Source organism: Geodermatophilus chilensis (assembly GCF_002802985.1).
Classification (GTDB): domain Bacteria; phylum Actinomycetota; class Actinomycetes; order Mycobacteriales; family Geodermatophilaceae; genus Geodermatophilus; species Geodermatophilus chilensis.
Genome location: NZ_NVPT01000065.1, coordinates 1 through 22,040, shown reverse-complemented (window position 1 = coordinate 22,040; position 22,040 = coordinate 1). Strand labels below are relative to the sequence as shown.

Here is a 22,040-nt window from a genome sequence, read left to right as displayed (position 1 = left end):
GTCGCCGTTGCTGTCGGGAGGGTCCCGCGGCCTGCACGCAATCGCCAGATCCGACAGAGGATTCATCTCCCGCCACGACGGGTCGCACACCTACCGACTCTGCTGAATCCGGTGGATGACAGTTCCGCCTGACGGTCGGGTGTGCACCCGGACACGCATTCCTGTCGCGAATTCCATTCCTCGCGGTGGCCGTTGCCGCCTCGCACCAGAAAGTGATGACATGCAGTTCACACACAAGACCGTCCTGACCCCGGAATTGCGGGCCGAGGTGGCCGCGGACTCCGGCATCGGCGGTGGCAACCTGCTTCCCTCGATGTTGGCCATCAACCCGTACCCGGACGAGCCGTTCATCCAGTCACTGACTCCGGTGCCCTACACCGATGGCGCGACGCGGACCTGCTTCAGCCTCCGCGACCTCGACCATCTCGTCCAGAGTTGGTCAGTGTGGTACCACGCGCAGGGAGTACGGCCCAGGGATCGGGTCGCGGTCTTCCTACCCGACTCCATCGCATATTTCGTGCATTACTCGGCCATCGCCCAGCTGGGCGCCATCGCCGTGCTCATCAACTGGAAGGCGCCGCGGGAGAGCGCGGTGGCGCTGTGCGAACGGACCGGCGCGATCGGCCTGTACACCGACCAGGAACGGCTGGACCGGATCGCTCCCGATCTCGGCAAGCTGTCGTTGCGGTGGATCACGACCATCGAGGACATGCCGAGCCCGGCTTCGGCACGGCTGCCGGACGAGGCACGGTTTCGGCATCACCCCGACGATCCGGTGGGGATGATGCACTCGTCGGGCACGACGGGCCTGCCCAAGCCGGTCATCCACACGCACCGCACCATTCTGGAGGGCCCGAAGTTCCGTGCCGTCGACTACAAGGAGGAACCCGGCGCCCTGATCATGACCGCGCTCCCGCAGTCGCACCAGGGCACCATCTCCTTCACCTCCTACGCCGTGCTCGCCGGTCAGCCGCTGCTGGCATGGCGCGACGTCGCCGGCGAGGAACTGGCGGCAGCCATTCCGGAGCACAAGCCGACCATGGTGATGGCCTTCGGCCATGCCTACCCCGAGCTGGCCGCTCTGGAGACTCCCGCCGGCGCCCTCGACTCGGTGAACATTTGGGTCTCGATGGGGGATGCGGTGCACGAGCGGCACCTGAAGAACGTGCTCGCGCGCCGCTCGGCGCATCTCCCGCCGGCTGCCTTCCTCGACCGGCTCGGCACCACCGAGCTGGGTTGGGGTGTCCTGATGCAGCCGCGCACCCTGACGACCGAGCGCAACGACCGCTGCGTCGGCCGCTCGGTCGGCTTCGCCGAGGTCGCCATCCTCCGGGAGAACGGCACGCTCGCCGCGCCGTACGAGTACGGGTACCTCGGTGCGAAGCCACCGTCGATGACCGTGGGGTACTGGGGTAGCCAGGACACCTACTACCGGAGCATCCTCGCCGGCTACTGGCTGACGGGCGACATCGCCTACCGCGACGAGGACGGCCACTTTTACCAGGTCGACCGCGCGGTCGACGTGGTGCACACAGCCCAGGGGCCGGGCTACTCGGTGCAGATGGAGGAAGTGGTCCTCAACGAGGTCGCCGGCGTCGAGGACTGCACGGTCGTCGCCGGTGGCTACCGGGACGAGAAGGTGGCCCTCGCCGTGGTGACCGGGAAGGACATCGACCCGGAGAAGGTGCTCTTCGCCGCCAACGAAGCGTTGCGCGCGACCGGGAAGCCGGAGCTGGCCATGGTGGAGGTCGCGAGCGGGGACGGGGATTTCCCGCTCGGCGTCACCGGCAAGTCGCTCAAGCGCCACCTACGCGAGAAGTACCAGGACCTGGTCGCGTACGTCCGCGACCGCCGAGGCAAGAGCCTCGCCATCATCGATGCGCTCGTGTGAGCCGGTCGGGAGCCAACGCACCGTGGCAAACCAAGATCTGCTGCTCGTCTTCGACGAGACCGTGACCCGCGCCGGGGTCGACGGGTGGATACGGCACCTGGAATCCGCCGGCGCACCTACCCAGATGTACCGCCTCGGCACCAGTTTCGTCCTTCCGGTGTCCGATGTGGACGCCATCCAGGAAGCGGGGTCTGACCTGCCGGCGCCGACCCGCCAGGTGCCGAGGGGCAGTGATGCCTGGCTGGGGCGCAGGGAACTGCGCCCGACCGGGACGGCGGTCTCCTTGGGGCCGACCACGATCGGCGACGGCTCCGTCGCGGTGCTCGCGGGACCGTGCGCGGTGGAGACGCCGGAACAGATGATGGCCACCGCGGCCGTCGTCGCTAAGCACGGAGCCGTCGGCCTGCGAGGCGGCGTGTTCAAACCGCGGACCTCGCCGCATTCCTTCCAGGGTCTCCAGTGGGACGGCCTCGACCTGCTGGTCGAGGCCAGGGAGCGGACCGGCCTTCCTTTCGTCACCGAGGTGATCGAACCGGAGCACGTCAAGCGGCTGGCCGAGGTGGTCGACGGGTTCCAGATCGGGGCCCGGAACATGCAGAACTTCGCGCTGCTGACCGCGGTGGGCCAGAGCGGTCTCCCGGTCGTGCTCAAGCGCGGCTTCGGTTGCACCGTGGAGGAGACCCTTGCCGCGGGCGAGTACCTGCTGCTCGAAGGCAATGACCAGGTGGTGCTGTGCGAGCGGGGCATCCGCACGTTCGAGCCGTCGGCGCGCTTCACGCTGGACCTCACCGCGGTCGCGCTGTGGAAGCAGCGCACCCACCTGCCGGTCATGGTGGATCCCAGCCATTCCGGTGGCCGGCCGGAACTGGTGGAACCGCTGTCCCTGGCCGCGATCGGGGCGGGGGCGGACGCGCTGCTGATCGATGTCCATGTCGAGCCGCAGCAGGCGTTGTGCGACGGCAATCAGGCGCTCAGCCCGGAACAGTTCGCCGGCTTGATGGGCCGGCTCGCTCCTGCGGCGGCCGGTCTCGGCCGTCACATGGGCGGCGGGACATCTGTCCGAGAGTGCTCGCCGACGTGATCCCGACGTGCGGCCAGGGCTGACCGATCCGCCAGTCGGACACCTCCAACGACAGTCGAGGCTCCAGTGTTCGGTGAGAAGTTGCAGCTTGCCATCATCGGGCTCGGCCCCCGCGGCTTATCGGTCGCGGAACGCCTGTGCGCGAATGCCGAGTCGCTTCTGCCGCCAGGGCAGGAGATCGTCATGCACCTCGTCGACCCGCACGTGTCCGAGGGCGGCCAGGTGTGGCGGAGCACGCAGGACCGCGTGTTGTTGATGAACACGGTTGCCTGCCAGGTGACCATGTTCACCGACGAGACCGTCGAATGCGACGGCCCGGTGGTGAGCGGGCCGAGCCTCTACGAGTGGGCCCGCTCGATCGCCTTGCTCGGCAGCCCGGACGTCCCGGACGCCATCCGAGCCGAAGCCGCGACGCTGGGGCCGGACGACTATCCATCCCGGGCGTTCTACGGGAGCTATCTGCAGTGGACGCTTCGTCGCATCATGTGGACCGCTCCAGCGTCGGTCAGCTTCACGGTGCACCGGGCGACCGCGGTCGACGTCCGTGACACACCGGACGGCCGGCAAGAAGTCGTACTGGACAACGGGAAGTCCATCGGCGACCTGCAGGCCGTCGTGCTCGCGCTCGGCCACATGCCGCATCAGCTCGCTGAATCCCACGCGGCCCTGAGCGAGTTCGCCGATCGGCACGGCCTGCGATACGTCCCACCGTCCAACCCGGCCGACGTGTCACTGGACGCCATACCGGCGGACGAGACGGTGATCCTGCGCGGCATGGGCCTCAACTTCTTCGACTACATGGCGCTGTTCACCATCGGCCGTGGCGGCAGGTTCGTGCGCGATGCCGAAGGCATCCTGAGCTACCTCCCGTCCGGGCGGGAACCCCACCTGGTCGCGGGATCTCGTCGTGGGGTGCCGTACCAGGCCCGCGCCAAGAACCAGAAGGGGCCGTTCGGCCGGCACCAGCCGCTGTACCTGACCCCGCAGGTGATCGGACGGCTGCGGGCCCGCGCCGACGCGGGGGCACCCGCGGATTTCCGCCGGGACATCTGGCCGCTGATCGACCAGGAAGTCCGCACGGTGTACTACGCGACCCTGATACGCGAGCGGCGATGCACCTGCGACGCCGAGGAGTTCACCGCCGCGTTCGCCATGGCGGGCCCCGCCGAGGGGCCGCTCTCCGGTGACCCGCTGGCCATCGAGGAGAGCGACGCCCAGCGCAACGTGCTCGCCGCCTTCGACATACGCGCCGACCAGGGCTGGGACTGGCGGAAGGTCGCGGCGCCCTACACCGACGACGACCTCGCCTCGACCGAACGGTTCCGTCGCTGGCTACGGGCCCATGTGGCCACGGAGGTCCGAGAGGCCGGCAAGGGGAACGTGACCGGGCCGCTCAAGGCCGCCCTGGACGTCCTGCGCGACCTGCGCAACGAGATCCGGTTGCTCGTCGACCACAGTGGCCTGTCCGGCGACTCCTACCGGGACGACCTGCAGCGCTGGTACATGCCGCTGAACGCCTACCTGTCGATCGGACCGCCCGCCGAACGCATCGAGCAGTTCGGCGCCCTCATGGATGCCGGGGTGCTCGAGGTACTCGGCCCGGACCTACGGGTCGGATGCTCGGACGGACGGTTCGTCGCGCAGTCGGGAGCCTGCCCAGACCTCATCGTGCGGGCGGCCACGCTGATCGAGGCGCACCTCCCGGAGACCGACCTGCGTCGGACGACCGACCCGCTGCTGCGGACGTTGATGGCCCGCGGCCAGTGCCGGCCCTACCGCATCCCCATCCGCGGCGGGGGTCACTACGTCGTAGGCGGTGTCGCGGTCACCCGACGTCCGTACCGGCTGCTGGACATCGGCGATCGCCCGCACGCAGGGCGTTTCGTGTTCGGCGTGCCGACCGAGTCGGTGCACTGGGTGACCGCAGCGGGGATCCGTCCCGGCGTCAACTCCGTGATCCTCGGTGACGCGGACGCGATTGCCCGAGCCTGCCTGCGCATCGCCGCGGAGTGCCGGGGGCCGCTGGTGCTCGCCGACCACGGCGACCGCCTCGACGACATCAGGAGGCCCGCATGACCACCGTTGACCACGGCATCCTCGCGCCCGCGTGGGCGGCGACGGGGGCGGCTGATCTCGTCGACGACGACGCGGTGCTGACCGCCATGCTCGCCGCCGAGGTCGCCCTCGCCGAAGCGCAAGCCGAGTTGGGCGTGATCCCGGCGGGCGCGGCGGAGTCGATCAGGGTCGCCGCCGTGCCTGCGAGCATCGACCCGGTGGCGATGGCTGCCGGCGTGCGGGAGACCGCGAATCCGGTCGTCGCGTTCGTCGAACAGCTCACCGCCGCGGTCACGGCGGTCGATCCGTCCGCCGCCGAGTACGTGCATCGCGGCAGCACCAGCCAGGACATCCTGGACACGGCGTTGGCCCTGCTGTGCGCGGCGACGCTGGACCGGATCGAGCATGACCTGCTGGCGTGCGCCCGGAGCCTCGCCGAACACGCTGCTCGGTACCGGGACACCCCGATGGCCGGGCGCACCCTGACCCAGCACGCCGTACCGATCACCTTCGGGCTCAAGGCCGCCGGCTGGCTGCATCTCGTGCTCGACGCTGTCGAGCGCGTGCGCCGGACGCGCGCGGTGCTGCCGGTCTCGATGGGCGGCGCAGCGGGCACACTGGCGGCGTACCACGAATACGCGCGCGGCACGGGCGACCCGGCCGGTACGACGCTGCGGTTGCCCGCGCTGGTGGCCCGTCGCCTCGGGCTGGCCGAGCCGTCCCTTCCCTGGCACGGGATCCGCACGCCCCTGGCCGACGTGGCCTCGGCACTGCTGGTCACCACCGGCGGGCTCGGCAAGCTGGCCGCCGACGTCCTCGTGCTCACCCGGACCGAGACCGGGGAGGTCACCGAGGAGCAGGCGCTGGGCCGCGGGGCGTCCTCGGCAATGCCGCAGAAGCACAACCCCGTGTACTCGACCCTTGTCGCGACCGCGGCCCGGCAGCTGCCACCGATCGCGCTCGTGCTGTTCCAGTCCATGGTCGTGGAGGACGAGCGCTCCTCGGGTGGCTGGCATGCGGAGTGGCAGCCGCTGCGGGAGTGCCTGCGCATCGCGGCCGGCGCCGCCACCAACGCCGCACGCCTCGCCGCTTCGCTGCGGGTCTCACCCGATGCGATGGCGGCCAACCTGCGGCTGACCCGGGGCGCCATCGTCTCCGAGCGCGTCAACGCGGTACTGGCTCCGTTGCTGGGCAAGGCGAACGCCAAACGCATGCTGGGCGAGGCGACCGTTGAGGCCGAGCGGGGCGGCGCCGACCTCGCCGACGTCCTCGCCGTCGCACTGGACGCGGCGGGCGTGGCCGGCCCCGACGTGCCCGGGCTGTTCGATCCGTCCGGCTACACCGGGATCTCCGGGCCGCTCGTCGACCGGGCGCTCGCGCGCTTCGGCGACATCCTGGGGGAGAGTTCGCATGACTAATGTTGCCGCGCTGGAGTTCGCCTGGGAGCGCGCGGAACCGATCCCCGCCGAGCGGCGGAAGGTGTTGCTCGCCTCACCCGGGTTCGGCGACACCTACTCCGACCACATGGTGACCATGCGGTGGCAGGCCGAGCAGGGCTGGCACGACGCCAGGGTCACGGGGCTCGCCGCGCTCTCGCTGCACCCGGCCACCATGGCCTTCCACTACGGCCAAACGGTCTTCGAGGGTCTGAAGGCGTTCTGGCGCCCCAACGGCCAGCGAGCCCTGTTCCGGCCCACCGACCATGCCCGCCGGTTCAACCGCTCGGCGCACCGGATGGCCATGCCGAGGCTGCCCGAGGAGAGCTTCCTCGCGGCGTTGGAGGCGATGCTGCGGGCCGACGGCAACTGGGTGCCGTCCGCTCGGGGACACAGCTTCTACCTGCGGCCGTTCATGATCGCCGCGGAGACGCATCTGGGCAACCGTCCCGCCGAGGAGTACCTGTTCGCACTGATCGGCAGTCCCGCGCGGCCTGCGTCCGGCGCGGAGCCGAAACCCATCCGGTTGTGGGCGTCCACCGAGTACATCCGTGCGGCGCCGGGCGGTACAGGTGCGGTCAAGTGCGGTGGCAACTACGGCGGCTCCTACATCGCGCAACAGCAAGCCGCTGCCCACGACTGCGACCAGGTCGTGTGGCTGGACGCGCGGGAGCGCCGGTACGTCGAGGAGGCAGGTGGCTCCAACCTGTTCTTCGTGGAGTCCACCACCGACGGCCCCCGGCTCCGCACGCCACCACTGAGCGGCACCCTGCTGGCCGGCGTCACCCGGGACTCGATCCTGCGGCTGGCTCGGTGGCTCGGTTACCCGGTCTCGGAGGAGCCGCTCACGCTCGACGAGTGGGAGCAGGGCTGCCGGGACGGGCGGATGACCGAGGCGTTCGCCTGTGGTACCGCGAGGGCCATCGCACCGGTCGGGCACGTGGCCTCGGCGCAGCGGGAATGGTCGGTAGGAGACGGCACGGCCGGTCCGGTCACGTCGCGGCTGCTGAGGGCACTGCTGGACATCCAGTACGGCCAAGCTCCGGACGAGTTCGGCTGGATGCGGCTCGTCGACGGCCCGGGCGAGGCCTAGATGAGCGTGGAAATCTTGCGGGAGAAGGCGAGACGGCTGCGGGCGCTGCACGCCGACGGCACGCTAGTGCTGCCCAACGCCTGGGACGCCGCCAGCGCGGCGGTGATCGCGAACGCCGGAGCGGCCGCCATCGCCACCACCAGCGCGGGGGTGGCGTGGAGCCTCGGCCGCCGCGACGGGGAACAGCTGCCTCGTGCCGAACTGGTTGCGGCCACCGGGCGGATGGCCGCGGTCATCGATGTCCCGCTGACCGCCGACATCGAAGCCGGTTACGGCGCCACCGAACAGGACGTGGCCGACACCGTCACCGCGGTGCTGAGCGCGGGCGCCGTCGGCATCAACGTCGAGGACGCGCCGGCCGACGAACCCGGGCTGCACGCCCCCGAGATCGCCGCCGCGCGCCTCCGGGCCGCGCGGGCCGCGGCGGACGCCTACGGGGTGCCGGACTTCGTGATCAACGCCCGGACCGACGTGTACATGCGTCAGATCGGCGACCCGGAGGCCCGGCAGGACGAGGTGCTGCGCCGGGCGCGGGCGTATGCCGACGCGGGTGCGGACTGCCTGTTCGTGCCCGCGCTGTCGGACCTCACCGTGCTGTCGTCGCTGGTGCCCCGGTCCCCGCTGCCGCTCAGCGCGTCCACCGGTCCCGGCCGGCCGGACGTCGCCCAGCTGCGGGCGGCGGGAGTACGGCGGGTCAGTGTCGGACCGGCCCTGGCCCAGCTGGTCCATGCCGCCGCCCGCGAGCTGGCCGAGGAGCTGCTCACCCAGGGACGGATGACCGCCGCCCCCCCGACGCTCGGATACGCCTGGTTCAACTCGCTGTTCCCCGCCCTCGCCGACGGCAAGGAGTGACGCCCATGTCAGCGACGCCCAGGGTCGACTTCTACTTCGACCCAGCCTGTCCGTTCGCCTGGATCGCTTCCCGCTGGATCACCGAGGTCGAGCAGCGGCGGACCATCGACCTGCGCTTCCGCCTGATGAGTGTGTCCGTGCTCAACGAGGACCGCGAGATCGCTGAGTGGTACCGGGACTTCTGCGACCGCGCGTGGGGTCCGGCCCGGGTCTGCGCCGCCGCCGCCCAGCACCACGGCGAGGACGTGCTGCCCGACCTCTACACCGAGCTGGGCACCCGGATCCACAACGGGCGCAACAAGAACTACCCCGAGGTGATCGCACAGGCCCTTGCCGAGCTGGACCTGCCGGCCGCGCTCGCCGAGGCGGCGGACGGGACCGACTACGACGAGGCCTTGCGCAAGAGCCACTACGAGGCGCTGGCGCCGGTCGGTGCCGACCTCGGCACCCCGGCCATCCACATCGACGGCGTCGGGTTCTTCGGGCCGGTGCTCACCGCGATCCCGCGCGGCGAGGAGGCGGTCCAGCTGTTCGACGCTGCCCGCACGCTGGCCGGCCACCCGAACTTCTTCGAGATCAAGCGGGCCCGCTCCGGCGGCCTGAGCTTCGACTGACGGAACGGACATCTCGCCATGACACGCATCGGCTTCGTGGAGTCGAACCGGACCGGATCCGGGTTCGACGCCCTGCGCGCGGCCCGCCGGCTGGGCCTGCACGTCACCTTCTTCACCTGCGGGGTGGACCGCTACCACGCGACGCCCGGTGGAACCGAGGTGCTGGGCAGCTGTGTGGACGAGCTCGTGTTCTGTCAGACCCACGAGCTGACGCCGCTGATGGCCGCGGTGAAGGAGGTGGACGCCCGGGCACCGCTGGACGGCCTGCTGTCAGTGGCCGAGTACGAGGTGGTCCCGGCCGCCGAGGTGGCCCGCCAGCTCGGCCTGCCCGGCCCGGACCCGGAGGCGGTCCGGCTCGCTCGCAACAAGGCCGACCAACGGCGGCGCTGGGCGGAACGCGGCGTGCCCATCCCGGCCTTCCGCGCCGTGACCACCGCCGAACAGGCCGCGCGGGCGGCCGAGGAGATCGGACTCCCGTGCGTGGTGAAGCCGACGGACGAGACCAGCGGGACCCACGTGGTGCGGTGCACGACCGTGGCGGAGGTGGTCGACAGCTTCCGCACCATCGTGTCCGACCGCACCAATCGCCGCGGCCAGCCGCGGCATCCGGAGGTGCTCGTCGAGGAATGCCTGGTCGGGTTCGAGGTCAGCGTGGAGGTCCTGGCGGAGGCGGGATCGGTTAGCGTGCTCGGCGTGACCGACAAGCTGGTCGGAGGCGGCAACCGGTTCATCGAACTCGGGCACAGCTTCCCGACGGCGCTGCCGGGTCCGATCAGAGGCGAGCTGGAGCGGGCCGCGGTGGCCGCGACCACGGCGGTGGGCTTCGACCTCGGCATCGCTCACGTCGAGCTGAAGTACACCGCGGACGGTCCCAAGCTGGTCGAGATCAACCCTCGGCCGGCCGGTGACCAGATCACCGAGCTGATGGACCGCAGCCTGGGGCTCTCCACGATGGAGCTGGTGATCCGCCAGTACCTGGGCGAGTCCGTCGGTGCCATCGACGCCGCTCCGGTACGTGGCGCGGCGATCCGGTACCTCACCGCGCCTCCGGGCGTCGTGGACAGCGTGACCGGACTGGACATCGCCGCGGCCGTGCCCGGGGTACGTGAGGCCGTGCTGTCCATCGAGCCCGGTGCGCGGGTCAACCGGCTGCTGGTCAACGAGGACCGGATCGGCCACGTCCTGGCCACGGCGGAGGACCCGTACCTGGCCGGCCGGATCGCCGAGGCCGCGGCCCAGCAGATCGCAGTGAGCACCCATCAGGGCTGACCGGATGCCCGTTCGATGCTTCGCCGATGGTCGCGTCGGCGAGGTTCGACCCACCGGGCGCTGAGCCCCCGTCTTCGCGGGAGAACACGATGCCGAACTTGGTCATGGTGATGCCCTACCAGGCATACATCAGGAAAGCCCAGAAGGAAGGTTTCCGGATCACCGCCATCTGGGACCCGGCCGAGGCCCGCCGGCTGTATGGCGCGCCGGCTTCCCAGTACCTCCGGGACGTCGAGGCACTCGCCGACGGCTTCCGGTTGGTGGACTTCACCGATCGGGCGGCCTATGCCGACGCCATCCGCGCCGCTGTGCGGGAGAGCGGCGCCGACCATGTCTGGCACGTCGGTAGCGAGGAGTCGATGATGCTCGCCTACGAGGTGGCCGACGAACTCGGCAAGGCGGTCAACTCACCGCGCTCGGTCGCACTGCTCAACGACAAGCTCGCCATGCGCACACTGCTGCGCGACAAGGGCATCTCGTCGATGCAGTTCGCCACCGCGGAGCACTGGCAGGACGTGGCGGCACTGCTGGCGGACTTCACGTTGCCGGTGGTCGTGAAGCCGACCACGCTGTCCGCCAGCCGGGGGACCTACCTGCTCACCGACCCGGCCGAGCTGCCGGCCTGGGGCGAGAGGCTGGCCGGCTACGGCTACACCGGGCCGGTGCTCGTCGAGGAGTACCTGCGCGGTCCGGAGTTCAGCGTGGAAACGTTGACGGTCCGCGGCGAGCACCACGTGATCGGCGTGACCCGCAAGCTGCTCGGCCCGCTGCCGCACTTCGTGGAGCAGGGACACCTGTTCGGCGAGCCGGACACGGCGGAGACCAGCCGGGTGGCCGCGCTCGCGGTGGAACTGCTCGACGCCGCCGGATACCAGTGCGGTCCCGCGCACACCGAGGTCATCCTGACCGCGGACGGACCGCGGATCGTGGAGTCCCAGGCGCGGCTCGGCGGGGACAAGATCCCGGACCTCATCCAGACAGCGCAGGGCTTCGACATCAAGCGGGCGATGTTCGCCGCCCTCGCCGGACGGGCGCCCCGGCCGAGCGGCGCGAAGTCCGTCGGGCACATCGGGTACCTGAGCTTCTCGCCCGGGATCCTCCGGTCGGTGTCGGGCGTGGACGAGGCGCGTGCGCTGGACTTCGTCGACACGCTGGAATTCCCGTTCTCGGTCGGGGACGTGCTCCCGGAGACCGTGAACTCCAAGACCCGGCACGGCTTCGTGATCCTCACCGGCTCGGACGACGCCGCACAGGCCCTCGCCCGTGCGGACCGGGTGCGCGAGCTGATCAAGGTCGAGGTGGCTGCCGGAACGCCGGCGGCGAAGTTCGTGGCCTGATGAAGAAGTTCCTTGCGCTGCACCGCAATGTCCGGGTCAGGATCGGGCTGGCGTTCGTCCACAAGCTGATCGACGCCATGATCCTCACCTACATCGCGATCTACCTCGCGTCCCGGGTGGGGATCGCTACCACGGGCGGGTTGATCCTCCTGTTCGCCGCCTTCGCCGTGTTCGGCATGCTGCTCGGCGGTCATCTGTCGGACAAGTGGGGACGCCGGCCCGTCCTCGTCCTCGGGGACCTCATCGGCTCCGTGTTCCTGCTGCTGATGAGCGTGGCCTACTTCGCCGACTGGGGCGCGCTCGCGGTGTACTTCAGCTACGCCGTCGTGAAGTTCGGCACGAACCTGGCTCTGCCGGCCAACGATTCGACGATCATCGATGTGACCCCGGCCGAGGACCGCAAGTACGTCTACACGGTCAACTACTGGGTGATCAACCTCGCGCTCGGCACCGGCGCCCTGCTCGGCGGCTTCCTGTACGGCAGTCACTTCGGCGCGGTGATCCTCGGGGGCGCCATCGGCATGTGCTTCGCCCTCGTCGTCACCGTCCTGCTGGTGCGGGAGACGAAGCCGGAGTCGACACCGGCCTACCCCGTGCCCGCCAAGCGCCACGGGCTGGCCCAGTTCGCCGACGGATACCGGGTGGTCCTGGCCGACTCGACGTTCCGCAGGCTGGTCGTCGTCGCCACCCTGGTGCTGACCCTCGAAGGGCAGCTGAGCACCTCCATCGGCATCCGGCTGTCCGACGACTTCCCCGTCCAGTACGTGTTCCCGTTCGGCGACGTCGACGGCGTGCAGATGCTCGGCGTGCTCAAGGCGGTGAACACGTTCCTGGTCGTCCTGCTCGCGCTGTTCATCAACGCGTTGCTGCGTCAGCTGACCGACCGGGTCCGGCTCTATGCGGGCATTGCCCTGTACGTGGGCGGCTTCGCGGTGCTCGCGGTCAGCAGCAACGCCTGGGTGCTGCTGCTCGCCTGTGTGGTGCTGACCATCGGCGAGCTGATGAACGCGCCGGTCCAGCTGGCGCTGCTGACGGAGCTGGCACCGGAGCAGGGCCGGCCGAGGTACATGGCCGCGTACTACTTGCACATCCGGTTCGGCCAGGTGGTCAACTCGGTGCTCATCAGCCTGAGCGCGGTCCTGAGCACCCAGGGGATGGCCGGGATCTACCTCCTCTTCGGCATCGTGATCATCATGCAGTACCGGGTGATCCTGGCCCGCCGCGCGACGCGTGCCGATGCCGAAGTACCCGTCCCCGCCTGAAGTCTGCACACGATTCCGGGAGGCAATCATGTCGGCACGAGGGAATCGCGTCACCGACGCCTACCTCGCCGAATGCACGGGTCCGGACGGCCGGCTGCGCCGCGCGCTGGCGGACCTCGAGGTGTCGGAGACCAAGCGCGCGGCGTGGCCGAGGCTGCTGCCCCGCCCGGTCATGGTCGACGAGGCGGAGTTCCGGGCGTTCGGCCGTGACCTCGTCACCATCTACGAGCTCGTCACGTCTCTACCGCAGCGGTGCTTCGACGCGGACGTCGACCGGTTCCGCGTCGCTCTGGGCATCGACGACCGGCGCGGTGCGCTGATGCGCCGGCTGCTCGGCGACGGCGCCCCGCCGCTGTACGGCCGGGCCGACACGTACTACGACGGCTCGTCGTTCAAGCTGCTCGAGTTCAACATCGGCAGCGCCCTCGGCGGCCTGGACATGGTGGGCACGTTGCCGAGGGCCTACCTGCGGAACCCAGCGTTCGCCGAGTTCGCCGCCGACAACGGCCTGCGGTACCTGGACATGGGCGGGGACCTCGCCGAGGCACTGCGGGCCGCGGGCAAGGCCATCGGCGCCGGCGAGCCGGTGGTCGCGGTGCTGGAGGGACCCGGCGGGATGGCCGTGTACGGCCACCAGCGGCGCGCGATCGCGGAGCTGCTGGCCGAGCAGGGGATCGACTGCCGGGTCGGCGAGATCGGGGACCTGCGGTTCCGGGCCGGCAAGCCGCACCTGGACGGGACGCCGGTGGATGTGATCCTCCGCTACTACGCGCTCGAGGAGATGCTCGCCCACCCCGACGGCCAGGCGCTCATGGAGCCCGTCTTCCGTGCCCATGAAGCCGGCACCGTCGTGGTGTGGACGCCGAGCAACATGTTCGGCAACAAGGGCACGTTGGCGCTCCTCTCCGAGTTCGCCCACGACACGTCGAGGTTCTCCGACGAGGAGCGGGCGGTGATCGACCGCGTGCTGCCGTGGAGCCGCATGCTGGGCCGGCCCGGTGCCGACCCGGATGCCGACCTCATCGACGAGTGCGTACGCCGCCGGGAGCACCTGGTGTTCAAGCCGGCCGGGCTCTTCGGCGGCCAGGGCGTCCTCATCGGACACGAGGTGGACGACCACACCTGGCGAGAAGCGCTGACCGCGAGCGCGAACACCGGCTGCCTGGTGCAGGAGGTGGTGCGTTCCAACCTGGAGCCGATGATCGACCCGGAGACCGGCGCCCGCTCCGAGTGGTACGCGCTGTGGGCTGCCTTCATGACCCCGGCTGGGCTCTCCGGCGGAGGCGTGCGAGCGGTGCCGCCGGGCGGCACCACGGTGATCACGATGGTCAACAACCCCCATGTCCGCAACACCTGCCTCTTCACCTGCTGACCGAGGAGGACCCACGATGGCCCGGCTGGTCGACCTGACCCACGGTTTCTACGACGGCATGCCGTCCTATCCCGCCGACTGGTATCCCAAGTTCGCCAGCGAACGGGCGATGACCCCGGAGACGGACCCGAACGGCACGAAACGCACGTTCTCGCATCTGCACCTGTTCCCGCACAACGGCACGCACATGGAGTACCGCCTCCACTTCTTCCCGGGTGCCGAGGGAATCGATGAGGTCCCGCTGGACAACCTGATCGGTCGGGCCTGTGTCGCCGACCTGTCCGACAAGGGCGAGCTGGAGCCGGTCACCGGCGACGATCTCGAGGCGGCGCTGCGGCCGGTGTGGCGGGAGGGTGACCGGCTCCTGGTCCGCACCGACTACCTGCGGCACAACTGGGGCCGGCCCGACTACTGGGAGCGCCCGCCCTACCTCACTCCGTCGGCCGCGGAATGGGCCATCGACAACGGCGCCAGCCTGTTCGGGTTGGACTGCCTCACCGAGCGGCCGGGCGACGCCGGGTCCCCTGTGCACCATGCGCTGCTCGCCGCCGGCATCCCGCTGCTGGAGTACATCACCAACATGCACCAGTTGACCCGACCGGCCGTGCAGCTGTTCGCCCTGCCGATCAAGGTGGCCGGTGCCGAGGCGGCTCCCTCGCGGGTCATCGCCATGGAGGAGACCGATGGGTGAGAGGGCGCGGCAGTCGGTCGCCCTCGAGCCCGTGACCGACGACGCCGCGGTGCCGGGTGTGCTGCACCGGCTGCTCGACCTGCTCGGCGCGCCGCTGGCCGGGCTGCGTCCGGGCGCGGAGGTGCTGATCAAGCCGAACCTGTTCCAGACGCGGCCTGGGTTCCATGTGAATACGGCCCTGCTGGCTGCCATCGCCCGCGTCGTCGCCGAGTACGGGGCCCGCCCGGTGATCGCGGAGCGCACTCACGCCATCTACGAGATCTTGCGCGACCATGAGGCCGCCCGGTACGCGCGCGTGGTCAGCCTGGACGACCTGCCATTGCGCATCACCGGTATCCCGGGGGCGACGTCGCTGCGGGTGCCGATCGCCGTCCCGGAGCTGGTCCTGGACTGCGACTTCTTCATCGGGGTGCCGCAGCTGCGCACGCACGCGAGCGTCGTCTACTCCAACGCGATGAAGAATCTGGTGGGGCTGCTGCCTGGCTATACGACCCGCATCGTGCACATGGCCGGGGTCGACGAGTCGACGGTGGACCTCAACCTGATGCGCCCGCAGGACCTGGTGGTGTGCGATGGGACCACGGTCATCGAGGGCAACTACCCGATGGACGGGCGGGCGCGATCGGTGGGTTTCCTGGCCGCCAGCCGCAATGCCGTCGCCCTCGACGTCGCGGTCGGCGTCCTGGCCGGCTTCGACCCGGACAGTGTGGCCTACCTGCGCGACGCCCATCAGCGTGGCATGGGTCCGCTGTCGCTGCAGGACATCGACGTGCTCGGCACGCCACTGGCCGAGCTGGCCTTCGACATGGTCAAGGCGCCGGTCGAGATCGTTGCGCCGCGCGCGGGTGTCCACGTCTACGCCGAGCACGCGTGCCCCGCGTGCAGCCGGTTCGTGGCCGGCGCCATGCGTGCGCTGGCCGAGGAACTGTGCGCGTGGGACGGCGAGATGACGGTCATCTCCGGCCCGCAGGTGCAGATGCCGCCGCTGCGAGGTGCCGTGGTCCTCGTCGGCAACTGCCTGTACGAGAGCCGCGATCTCGGCATATTTATCGAGGGTTGCCCGCCGCGCGCCATCCAGCTCGCCGCATTCCGTTATGCGATGGGCAGAGGCGTGGGCGAGCACGAGCGCACCCAGTTCCGGGTGCCGCCGCGTCTGGTGAGCGTGGCGCGATGACGATCAGCACGGTCACCTCGCCAGGGTCGTCACTGTCCGCGGGATCGCGGCTGTACCGCCATGTCCTGCCGCTGCGGACCGTGGTGAACCCGGTGGCGGCCGCCGCGGCGCTGCGCACCGCCGGGCGGGTCATGCTCACCGCCGGGCCTGGTGGTCGCCGCGCGACGCTGGCCGTCGGCGAGCTCGCCGTCCTCTCCCATTTGGGTGGCGCGGGCCGGGCCCCGTTGGCCGACGCTGTCGAGTTCCTGGCCGGACTGGACATGCCGGCGGACACCCCGGTTGCCGAGGCATCCTGGTTCGGGTTGCTGGGTTATGACGCGGTGCGCGACTTCGAGCGGTTGCCCAGCCGCCACCCGGCGACCGATCTGCCGGTGTACGAGTTCTTCCTGCCCGAGGCGTTGGTCCAGTTCGCCGACGGACACGGGCAGGTGATCGGCCGCGGCCCGTCGGCCGCCGCCGCCCGCGCCGTGGCCGAACAGGTCGCGAGGACGCTGAACGGGCTGGCCGTCGTACCGCTCGGCATCGTGGCAGTGGGCGCCGGACGGTTCGGCTTCAGCTACGAGCAGTACATCACCGCGGTGGACCTGGCGAAGCGGCACATCCTCGACGGCGATGTCTTCCAGCTCGTGCTGTCCACCGCCTGGACGGCACCGGCCACTGTGGACGGCCTGCGTGTCTACGAGCGACTGGCCGAGAGCAACCCGTCCCCGTACCACTTCTGGTACGCCGGGCCGCGGTTCGAGGCCGTCGGCGCCTCACCGGAACCGTGCCTGACGCTGCACGACGGCCAGGCGCTGATCCGCCCGCTCGCCGGAACCCGGCCGCGGGGACACGACAGGTACGCCGACCAGCTCGCCGAGGACGACCTGCGGTCGTCGGTCAAGGAGATGGCCGAGCACCGGATGCTCGTCGACCTGGCTCGCAACGACCTCGGCCGGGTGTGCCGGCCCGGCAGCGTCTCCGTCGACCGGCTCATGGCGGTGGAGCGCTACTCCCACGTCATGCACCTGACCTCCGACGTGCGCGGCCACACCCGTGGCGACCGGGGAACCGACGAGCTCATCCGGGCGACGTTCCCGGCGGGCACCATGACGGGCACGCCGAAGATGCGCGCGATGGAGATCATCGACGATCTCGAGCCCAGTCGGCGCTGGCTGTACTCCGGTGCAGTCGGCTCGTTCGGACTGTCCCACGTAGACTTGTACCTGACCATTCGCAGCGCGGTCCTGTGCGATGGGGAGATCCGCCTGCAGGCCGGCGGTGGCATCGTGCACGACTCCGAGCCGGCCGCCGAGTACGCCGAATGCCTGGCGAAACTCGGCTCGGGTGCACGGGCCCTGGGCGTGACGGTGGAGGGGGCCGCCGCGTGATCTGCGTCATCGACAACTACGACTCGTTCGTCTACAACCTCGTGCAGTACGTGGGACATCTCGGCGCCGACTGTGTCGTGCACCGCAATGACGAGGTGACCGTCGAGCAGGTCGTCGGCCTCGACCCGAGGCTGATCATCATCTCGCCCGGTCCCGGGGATCCGGCCGACGCGGGCATCTCCATCGAGCTGGTCCGGCGACTGGGCCACGACGTCCCGATCTTCGGCGTGTGTCTCGGCCACCAGGCGATCGGTGCGGCCTTCGGCGCCCGGATCCGCCACGCTGCCGAGCCGATGCACGGCAAGTGCTCAGGGATCACGCATGACGGAAAGGGTGTCTTCGCCGGGTTGCCGACCCCGTTGGTGGTCGCGCGCTACCACTCCCTGGTGATCGAGGCGGACACACTCCCGGCCGAACTGGTGGCGACCGCCTGGTCCGACACGGGCGAGATCATGGGTGTCAGGCACCGTGAACTGCCGATCGAGGGCGTGCAGTTCCACCCGGAGTCGCTGTTCACCGAGCAGGGCGTCGGCATCGTGCGCAATGCGGTACGCGGCATCCGCGGCAGATCGCCCGCGGAAGGACTGGTGACGGCATGACCACGTCCGTCGCCATCGCTGCGACCGCCCGCCGGAACGCTCGGACAGGGGGCTGTGAGCCGTGTCGGCGTACCAACTCGAGCCATCGGTGAACCCGGTGCCGATGGACCCCCGCGCATGCGAGTCCGGGTGGAGTGCCGGGATGGACGCCGACCTGGCAGGGATCGCGGACCGACTGCTGACCAGGCTCCGATCTCTCGGGAGTGTCGCCGTCGCATTCTCCGGTGGAGTCGACTCCACGCTCGTGCTGGCAGCGGCCCTGCGGGCGCTGCCCGCGGACCGAGTGCTGGCAGCGATCGCCGACTCGCCGAGCCTGGCCCGTATGGAACTCGTTGCCGCGCGGGAGATCGCCGCCGGGCTCGGCGCGGAGTTGGCAGAGGTCCCTGTGGCCGAGCTCGACGTCCCCGGCTACCGCGCCAATGCCGGAGACCGCTGCTATTTCTGCAAGCACACCGTGCTGACCGCCATCAGTGATCTCGCGGTCGAGCGGGGCATCGCGCATGTGGCCACCGGTACCCATGCCGACGACCGTCGGGCGGTGCACCGCCCCGGCCTGCGTGCCGCACGTGAGCTGCTCGTCGTCGAACCGCTCGCCGATGTCGGGCTCGGCAAGCGGGATGTCCGGCTGCTTGCCGCCGCGTGGTCGTTGCCCGTCGCCGACAAGCCGGCGACGCCGTGTCTGGCGTCGCGCATCGCTGTAGGCGTCCCGGTCTCGATCGGCCGGCTCGGCCTGGTGGAACGTGCCGAGATCACAGTGCGGGTATTGCTGGCCGGCGTCGATGTCCGCCCGCGCGATCTACGAGTCCGGTTGCTCGGTGACGGATTCCGGGTCGACCTCGACCGGTCCGCGCTCGCGGCGCTGGAGGCGCGGCCTGGACTCGCCGCGAACGTCCTCGCCGCACTGGGTGATCTCGGCCTGATCGGTCCTGGGCATGTGCAGGCGTATCGCTCTCCCGCGCTCGCACCCTCACCACAGCGCGATGCTCGAGGGCGGTGTCCCGAATGACGTCGGCGTGGCCGACGCGCAGGTCGGTCCGCGACCGAGAGGGTGCGGCTGAGGCGGCGGATCGGCTCACCTCGGCGCGCGCGGTGTCGCCCACGGGCTGGGCCTGCACCGCCACGCACCGGGATCCGTTGCCTCGCCGGAACGGGACCCATGACGGTGCCCTGGGAACCTGACGAGGCGCTTGCCGCTTCGCCGAACTCGACCGCGACCGGGTCGCCCGGCGGGGCTATCCGGAGGCGGTCCACTGCGAGGGCAGGACGCCGGCACAGCTCGCCGCGCTCGGCACTGTGGTCGGAGACCGCGGCCGGCCGACGTCGTTCACCCGCGCCGGGGCGACACACGCCCGGGCCGTGCTGAACCGGCTGCCCGAGCCCAGCAGGGCCCCGGCGGGATGACCCTGTCGTGCAGGGACCGGCCGTCATCCGACGTCGCGTCCGGCCAGCTGGGCCGCCCGGTTCCGGACACGTGCCGGAACCGGGGTCCTCGCCGGCAGCAGGGGGCAGGGCTCCGGCTCGCCGGCCACCGTGCGCAGGGGCAGGACGCCAGCCCACACCGGGTCGGGATCGTCGGCCGCAAGAAGGTCCCGGTCGTCGTCATTCGGAGGCCCGGTGCGGACCTTGACGCTGGCCTCGGTGAGGTCCAGCGCCAGCACCGCCGTGCCGGCCAGCTCCTTGGGCCCCGGCCGGCGGGTCGCCGACCATGATCCGGGAGCGAGGTGCTCGGTGATCGACTCCAGGGCGAGCAGGCGCTCGGTGGGATCGGTCAGCAGCCGCGGAATGCCGTGCACGACGGCGCAGCGGTAGTTCATCGAGTGGTGGAACGCCGAACGGGCATAGACGACGCCGTCCACCAGCGTCACGGTGAAGCAGACCGGCGCTCCGGCGGCCGCCGCTCGCAGCGTCGCCGCTCCGCTCGAGCCGTGCAGGTAGACGGTGTTCCCGCGACGACCGTAGCCGGTCGGCAGCACGACGGGAGCCCCGTCCAACACCACGCCCAGGTGTCCGACCAGCCCCGCGTCGAGGACCGCGTACAGGTCGGCGCGATCGGTTCGGGCGCGGGACGATGAGCGGCGGATCGTGCTGCGCGGGGTGGGGGAGAGCGGTGGCGCGGTGTTCATGTCCCCACTTTCGGTCGGCTCGTGGCTATCTGGAAGTGCCAATTCGCCTGCTTTCTCGCAGGCCATCGGGTGGCGGCCGGAAAGGAGGCCGTCGGTGACCGAGGTGCCGCCGGTGGCGCTCGACCGCGGCAGCGCCACCCCGCTGTCGGTGCAGCTGGCCGACGCTCTGCGGGAGGCCGCCGCGAACGGGACCCTCCGCCCCGGGGACCGGCTGCCCTCCACCCGCGAGCTCGCCGGGGCGCTGCGGGTCAGCCGGACGGTCACTGCGGCCGCCTACGACCAGCTGCTGGCGGAGGGCTGGGCGGAGGCCCGCCGTGGCGTGGGTACGTTCGTCGTGGGCGCCGCGGTGCCGGGGTCGGCCGCGCCGATCGTTCCGGCACCGGCCGTCCCGGCGCGTCGCTCCCTCGTCGAACTGCGCGCCGGCTCCCCATGCCTGGAGGTCCTGGACCGGGCCGCCTGGCGGCGGGCCTGGCGGATGGCAGGTGACCGGGAACCCGACAGTCAGCCCGAGCCCGCCGGGGATCCCGCGTTCCGGGCCGCGGTGGCCGCGCACCTGCTGCGCCACCGCGGGCTCACCGCTGGTCCGGAGGACGTGCTGGCCACCGCCGGCACCTCCGCCGCGGTGGCGGAGGTGGCCAGGCTGCTGCCGCCGGGATCGCGCGTCGCGGTGGAGAGTCCCGGTTACGGCCGCGCCATCGCAACGATCCGGGAGGTCGGCGCCGAGGTGGTTCGGGTGCCGGTGGACGAGGACGGCCTGGTGGTGGAGGCGCTGCCGTCGGGACTGGCCGCGGTGTACTGCACCCCGGCTCACCAGTACCCGCTGGGCCGTCGGCTGTCCGCCGCCCGCCGGCTGGCGCTCCTCGCCCGCGCACGCGCGGAGGGCTGGCGGGTGCTCGAGGACGACTACGACGGCGAGCTGCGCTACGACGTCGCGCCGCTGCCGATCCTGGCTGCACTGGACCCCGGCGTCGTCGTCCACTTCGGTACCGCCAGCAAGATCCTCACTCCCACGCTGGGGACCGGCTGGTTGGTCGCGCCCCCCGACCTGCGCGAGCGGCTGCTGGCCCGGCGCACGGCGACCGGCACCCGCCCGGGGCGGGCCGGGCAGCGGGTCCTCGCGGCGCTGGCCTCCGGCGGCGACCTTGCCCGGCACCTGCGCCGTCTGCGCCGTGAGCTGGTCGTCCGTCGGCAGCTCGTGCTCTCGGCGGTGGCGGCAGCAGGCCACCCCGCCGAGGGTGACCCCGCCGGCGCACACGTGGTGGTGCCGCTACCGGACGCCGACACGGAGACCGCGGTGCTCGCCGCGGCGGCCGCACGAGGAGTGGCGCTCGACGGCCTCGGCCCCTACCGGGCGCGCACACCGGCCGGGGGACCCGCGGACGGGCTCGTCCTGGGCTTCGCCGCTCCGTCGCGTGCTGATCTGTGCCGTGGGCTCGAGATCCTCACTTCGGTGTTGCGGGCGGCCCGCAGCCGGTGAGACATGTCCGGCTCTCGGCGCCTGGGTGGCTGCTGGCCCGACGTGGCCTCCCGACCCGGCACGCCGAGCCGGTGCTTGTGTGGGGGCCTGCCAACCGGTCGACCGGCGCCGTCCGCTCCGACGCCGCATGGTGCCGCTCAAGAGATCGTTTCACGATGAGCTCGGCGCGCCTGCTTCGACTGCCGGTCGGCCTACTGAGGCTGTGGTGGGTGATCGAGGAGCTCGTGCCAGATGGGCTGTAAGAGCTAGGAGTCTGCTGAATAAGGGGGCAGGGCGCCTCGCGGCAGTCGTGCTGCAGTGCGGTCAGCACCCGGGGGTGCGACAGAGAGGTCGCCCTCTGCCCG

The 22,040-nt window shown here is 70.9% G+C and carries 18 protein-coding genes; 17 read left to right on the top strand and 1 reads right to left on the bottom strand.

The window, feature by feature from the left end:
- The first annotated feature begins 220 nt into the window (after nucleotides 1–220).
- From CNO22_RS12760 to CNO22_RS12685, 16 genes are all read left to right on the top strand, one after another.
- The gene (locus tag CNO22_RS12760) at nucleotides 221–1,891 is read left to right on the top strand and encodes a class I adenylate-forming enzyme family protein (protein ID WP_100499730.1); all 1,671 of its coding nucleotides are present in this window, start codon (nucleotides 221–223) and stop codon (nucleotides 1,889–1,891) included.
- Between the two features lie 22 nt (nucleotides 1,892–1,913).
- A complete protein-coding gene (aroF, locus tag CNO22_RS12755) occupies nucleotides 1,914–2,972 on the top strand; it encodes a 3-deoxy-7-phosphoheptulonate synthase (protein WP_100499729.1) in 1,059 nt (352 codons plus the stop codon).
- Nucleotides 2,973–3,038: 66 nt separating this feature from the next.
- Nucleotides 3,039–5,048 (top strand): FAD/NAD(P)-binding protein, encoded by a 2,010-nt coding sequence (locus tag CNO22_RS12750; protein WP_100499728.1) that lies wholly within the window; start codon nucleotides 3,039–3,041, stop codon nucleotides 5,046–5,048.
- A gap of 86 nt (nucleotides 5,049–5,134) precedes the next feature.
- Entirely contained in the window at nucleotides 5,135–6,445 is a 1,311-nt protein-coding gene (locus tag CNO22_RS12745; protein ID WP_198588293.1) for a lyase family protein, read from the top strand.
- On the top strand, nucleotides 6,438–7,556 hold the full coding sequence (locus CNO22_RS12740; RefSeq protein WP_100499726.1) for a branched-chain amino acid aminotransferase: 1,119 nt from the start codon (nucleotides 6,438–6,440) through the stop codon (nucleotides 7,554–7,556). Before CNO22_RS12745 ends, CNO22_RS12740 begins: the two co-directional genes overlap by 8 nt.
- Nucleotides 7,557–8,408: an isocitrate lyase/PEP mutase family protein gene (locus CNO22_RS12735; protein WP_100499725.1), complete on the top strand. Its 852-nt coding sequence runs from the start codon at nucleotides 7,557–7,559 to the stop codon at nucleotides 8,406–8,408. It begins immediately after the preceding gene.
- 5 nt (nucleotides 8,409–8,413) lie between these two features.
- Complete coding sequence (locus CNO22_RS12730; protein ID WP_100499724.1) at nucleotides 8,414–9,022, top strand: mycothiol-dependent nitroreductase Rv2466c family protein; 609 nt, start codon at nucleotides 8,414–8,416, stop codon at nucleotides 9,020–9,022.
- A gap of 18 nt (nucleotides 9,023–9,040) precedes the next feature.
- Entirely contained in the window at nucleotides 9,041–10,291 is a 1,251-nt protein-coding gene (locus tag CNO22_RS12725; RefSeq protein WP_100499723.1) for an ATP-grasp domain-containing protein, read from the top strand.
- An 89-nt stretch (nucleotides 10,292–10,380) separates the two neighbouring features.
- Nucleotides 10,381–11,628 carry an ATP-grasp domain-containing protein gene (locus CNO22_RS12720; protein WP_100499722.1) on the top strand — a complete coding sequence of 416 codons (1,248 nt, stop codon included), beginning with the start codon at nucleotides 10,381–10,383 and terminating at the stop codon, nucleotides 11,626–11,628.
- Nucleotides 11,628–12,890, top strand: coding sequence for an MFS transporter (locus CNO22_RS12715; protein WP_100499721.1), 1,263 nt, complete (start codon nucleotides 11,628–11,630; stop codon nucleotides 12,888–12,890). The genes CNO22_RS12720 and CNO22_RS12715 overlap by 1 nt, the downstream gene beginning before the upstream one ends.
- Before the next feature lie 28 nt (nucleotides 12,891–12,918).
- Nucleotides 12,919–14,262 carry a glutathionylspermidine synthase family protein gene (locus tag CNO22_RS12710; protein ID WP_100499720.1) on the top strand — a complete coding sequence of 448 codons (1,344 nt, stop codon included), beginning with the start codon at nucleotides 12,919–12,921 and terminating at the stop codon, nucleotides 14,260–14,262.
- A gap of 16 nt (nucleotides 14,263–14,278) precedes the next feature.
- On the top strand, nucleotides 14,279–14,953 hold the full coding sequence (locus CNO22_RS12705) for a cyclase family protein (RefSeq protein ID WP_100499719.1): 675 nt from the start codon (nucleotides 14,279–14,281) through the stop codon (nucleotides 14,951–14,953).
- A 31-nt stretch (nucleotides 14,954–14,984) separates the two neighbouring features.
- On the top strand, nucleotides 14,985–16,127 hold the full coding sequence (locus tag CNO22_RS12700) for a DUF362 domain-containing protein (protein ID WP_198588292.1): 1,143 nt from the start codon (nucleotides 14,985–14,987) through the stop codon (nucleotides 16,125–16,127).
- Nucleotides 16,124–17,497, top strand: coding sequence for an anthranilate synthase component I family protein (locus tag CNO22_RS12695; protein WP_100499717.1), 1,374 nt, complete (start codon nucleotides 16,124–16,126; stop codon nucleotides 17,495–17,497). The genes CNO22_RS12700 and CNO22_RS12695 overlap by 4 nt, the downstream gene beginning before the upstream one ends.
- Entirely contained in the window at nucleotides 17,494–18,096 is a 603-nt protein-coding gene (locus CNO22_RS12690) for an anthranilate synthase component II (RefSeq protein ID WP_100499716.1), read from the top strand. Before CNO22_RS12695 ends, CNO22_RS12690 begins: the two co-directional genes overlap by 4 nt.
- A gap of 142 nt (nucleotides 18,097–18,238) precedes the next feature.
- The gene (locus CNO22_RS12685; protein ID WP_100499715.1) at nucleotides 18,239–19,102 is read left to right on the top strand and encodes an asparagine synthase-related protein; all 864 of its coding nucleotides are present in this window, start codon (nucleotides 18,239–18,241) and stop codon (nucleotides 19,100–19,102) included.
- 418 nt (nucleotides 19,103–19,520) lie between these two features.
- Here CNO22_RS12685 and CNO22_RS12680 read toward each other — a convergent pair whose 3' ends face one another.
- Nucleotides 19,521–20,219, bottom strand: a complete 699-nt coding sequence (locus tag CNO22_RS12680; RefSeq protein WP_100499714.1) for a pyridoxamine 5'-phosphate oxidase family protein — start codon at nucleotides 20,217–20,219, stop codon at nucleotides 19,521–19,523.
- Nucleotides 20,220–20,313: 94 nt separating this feature from the next.
- Here CNO22_RS12680 and pdxR point away from each other — a divergent pair, with 94 nt between their 5' ends.
- Complete coding sequence (gene pdxR / locus CNO22_RS12675; protein ID WP_198588291.1) at nucleotides 20,314–21,696, top strand: MocR-like pyridoxine biosynthesis transcription factor PdxR; 1,383 nt, start codon at nucleotides 20,314–20,316, stop codon at nucleotides 21,694–21,696.
- The last annotated feature ends 344 nt before the right edge of the window (nucleotides 21,697–22,040 follow it).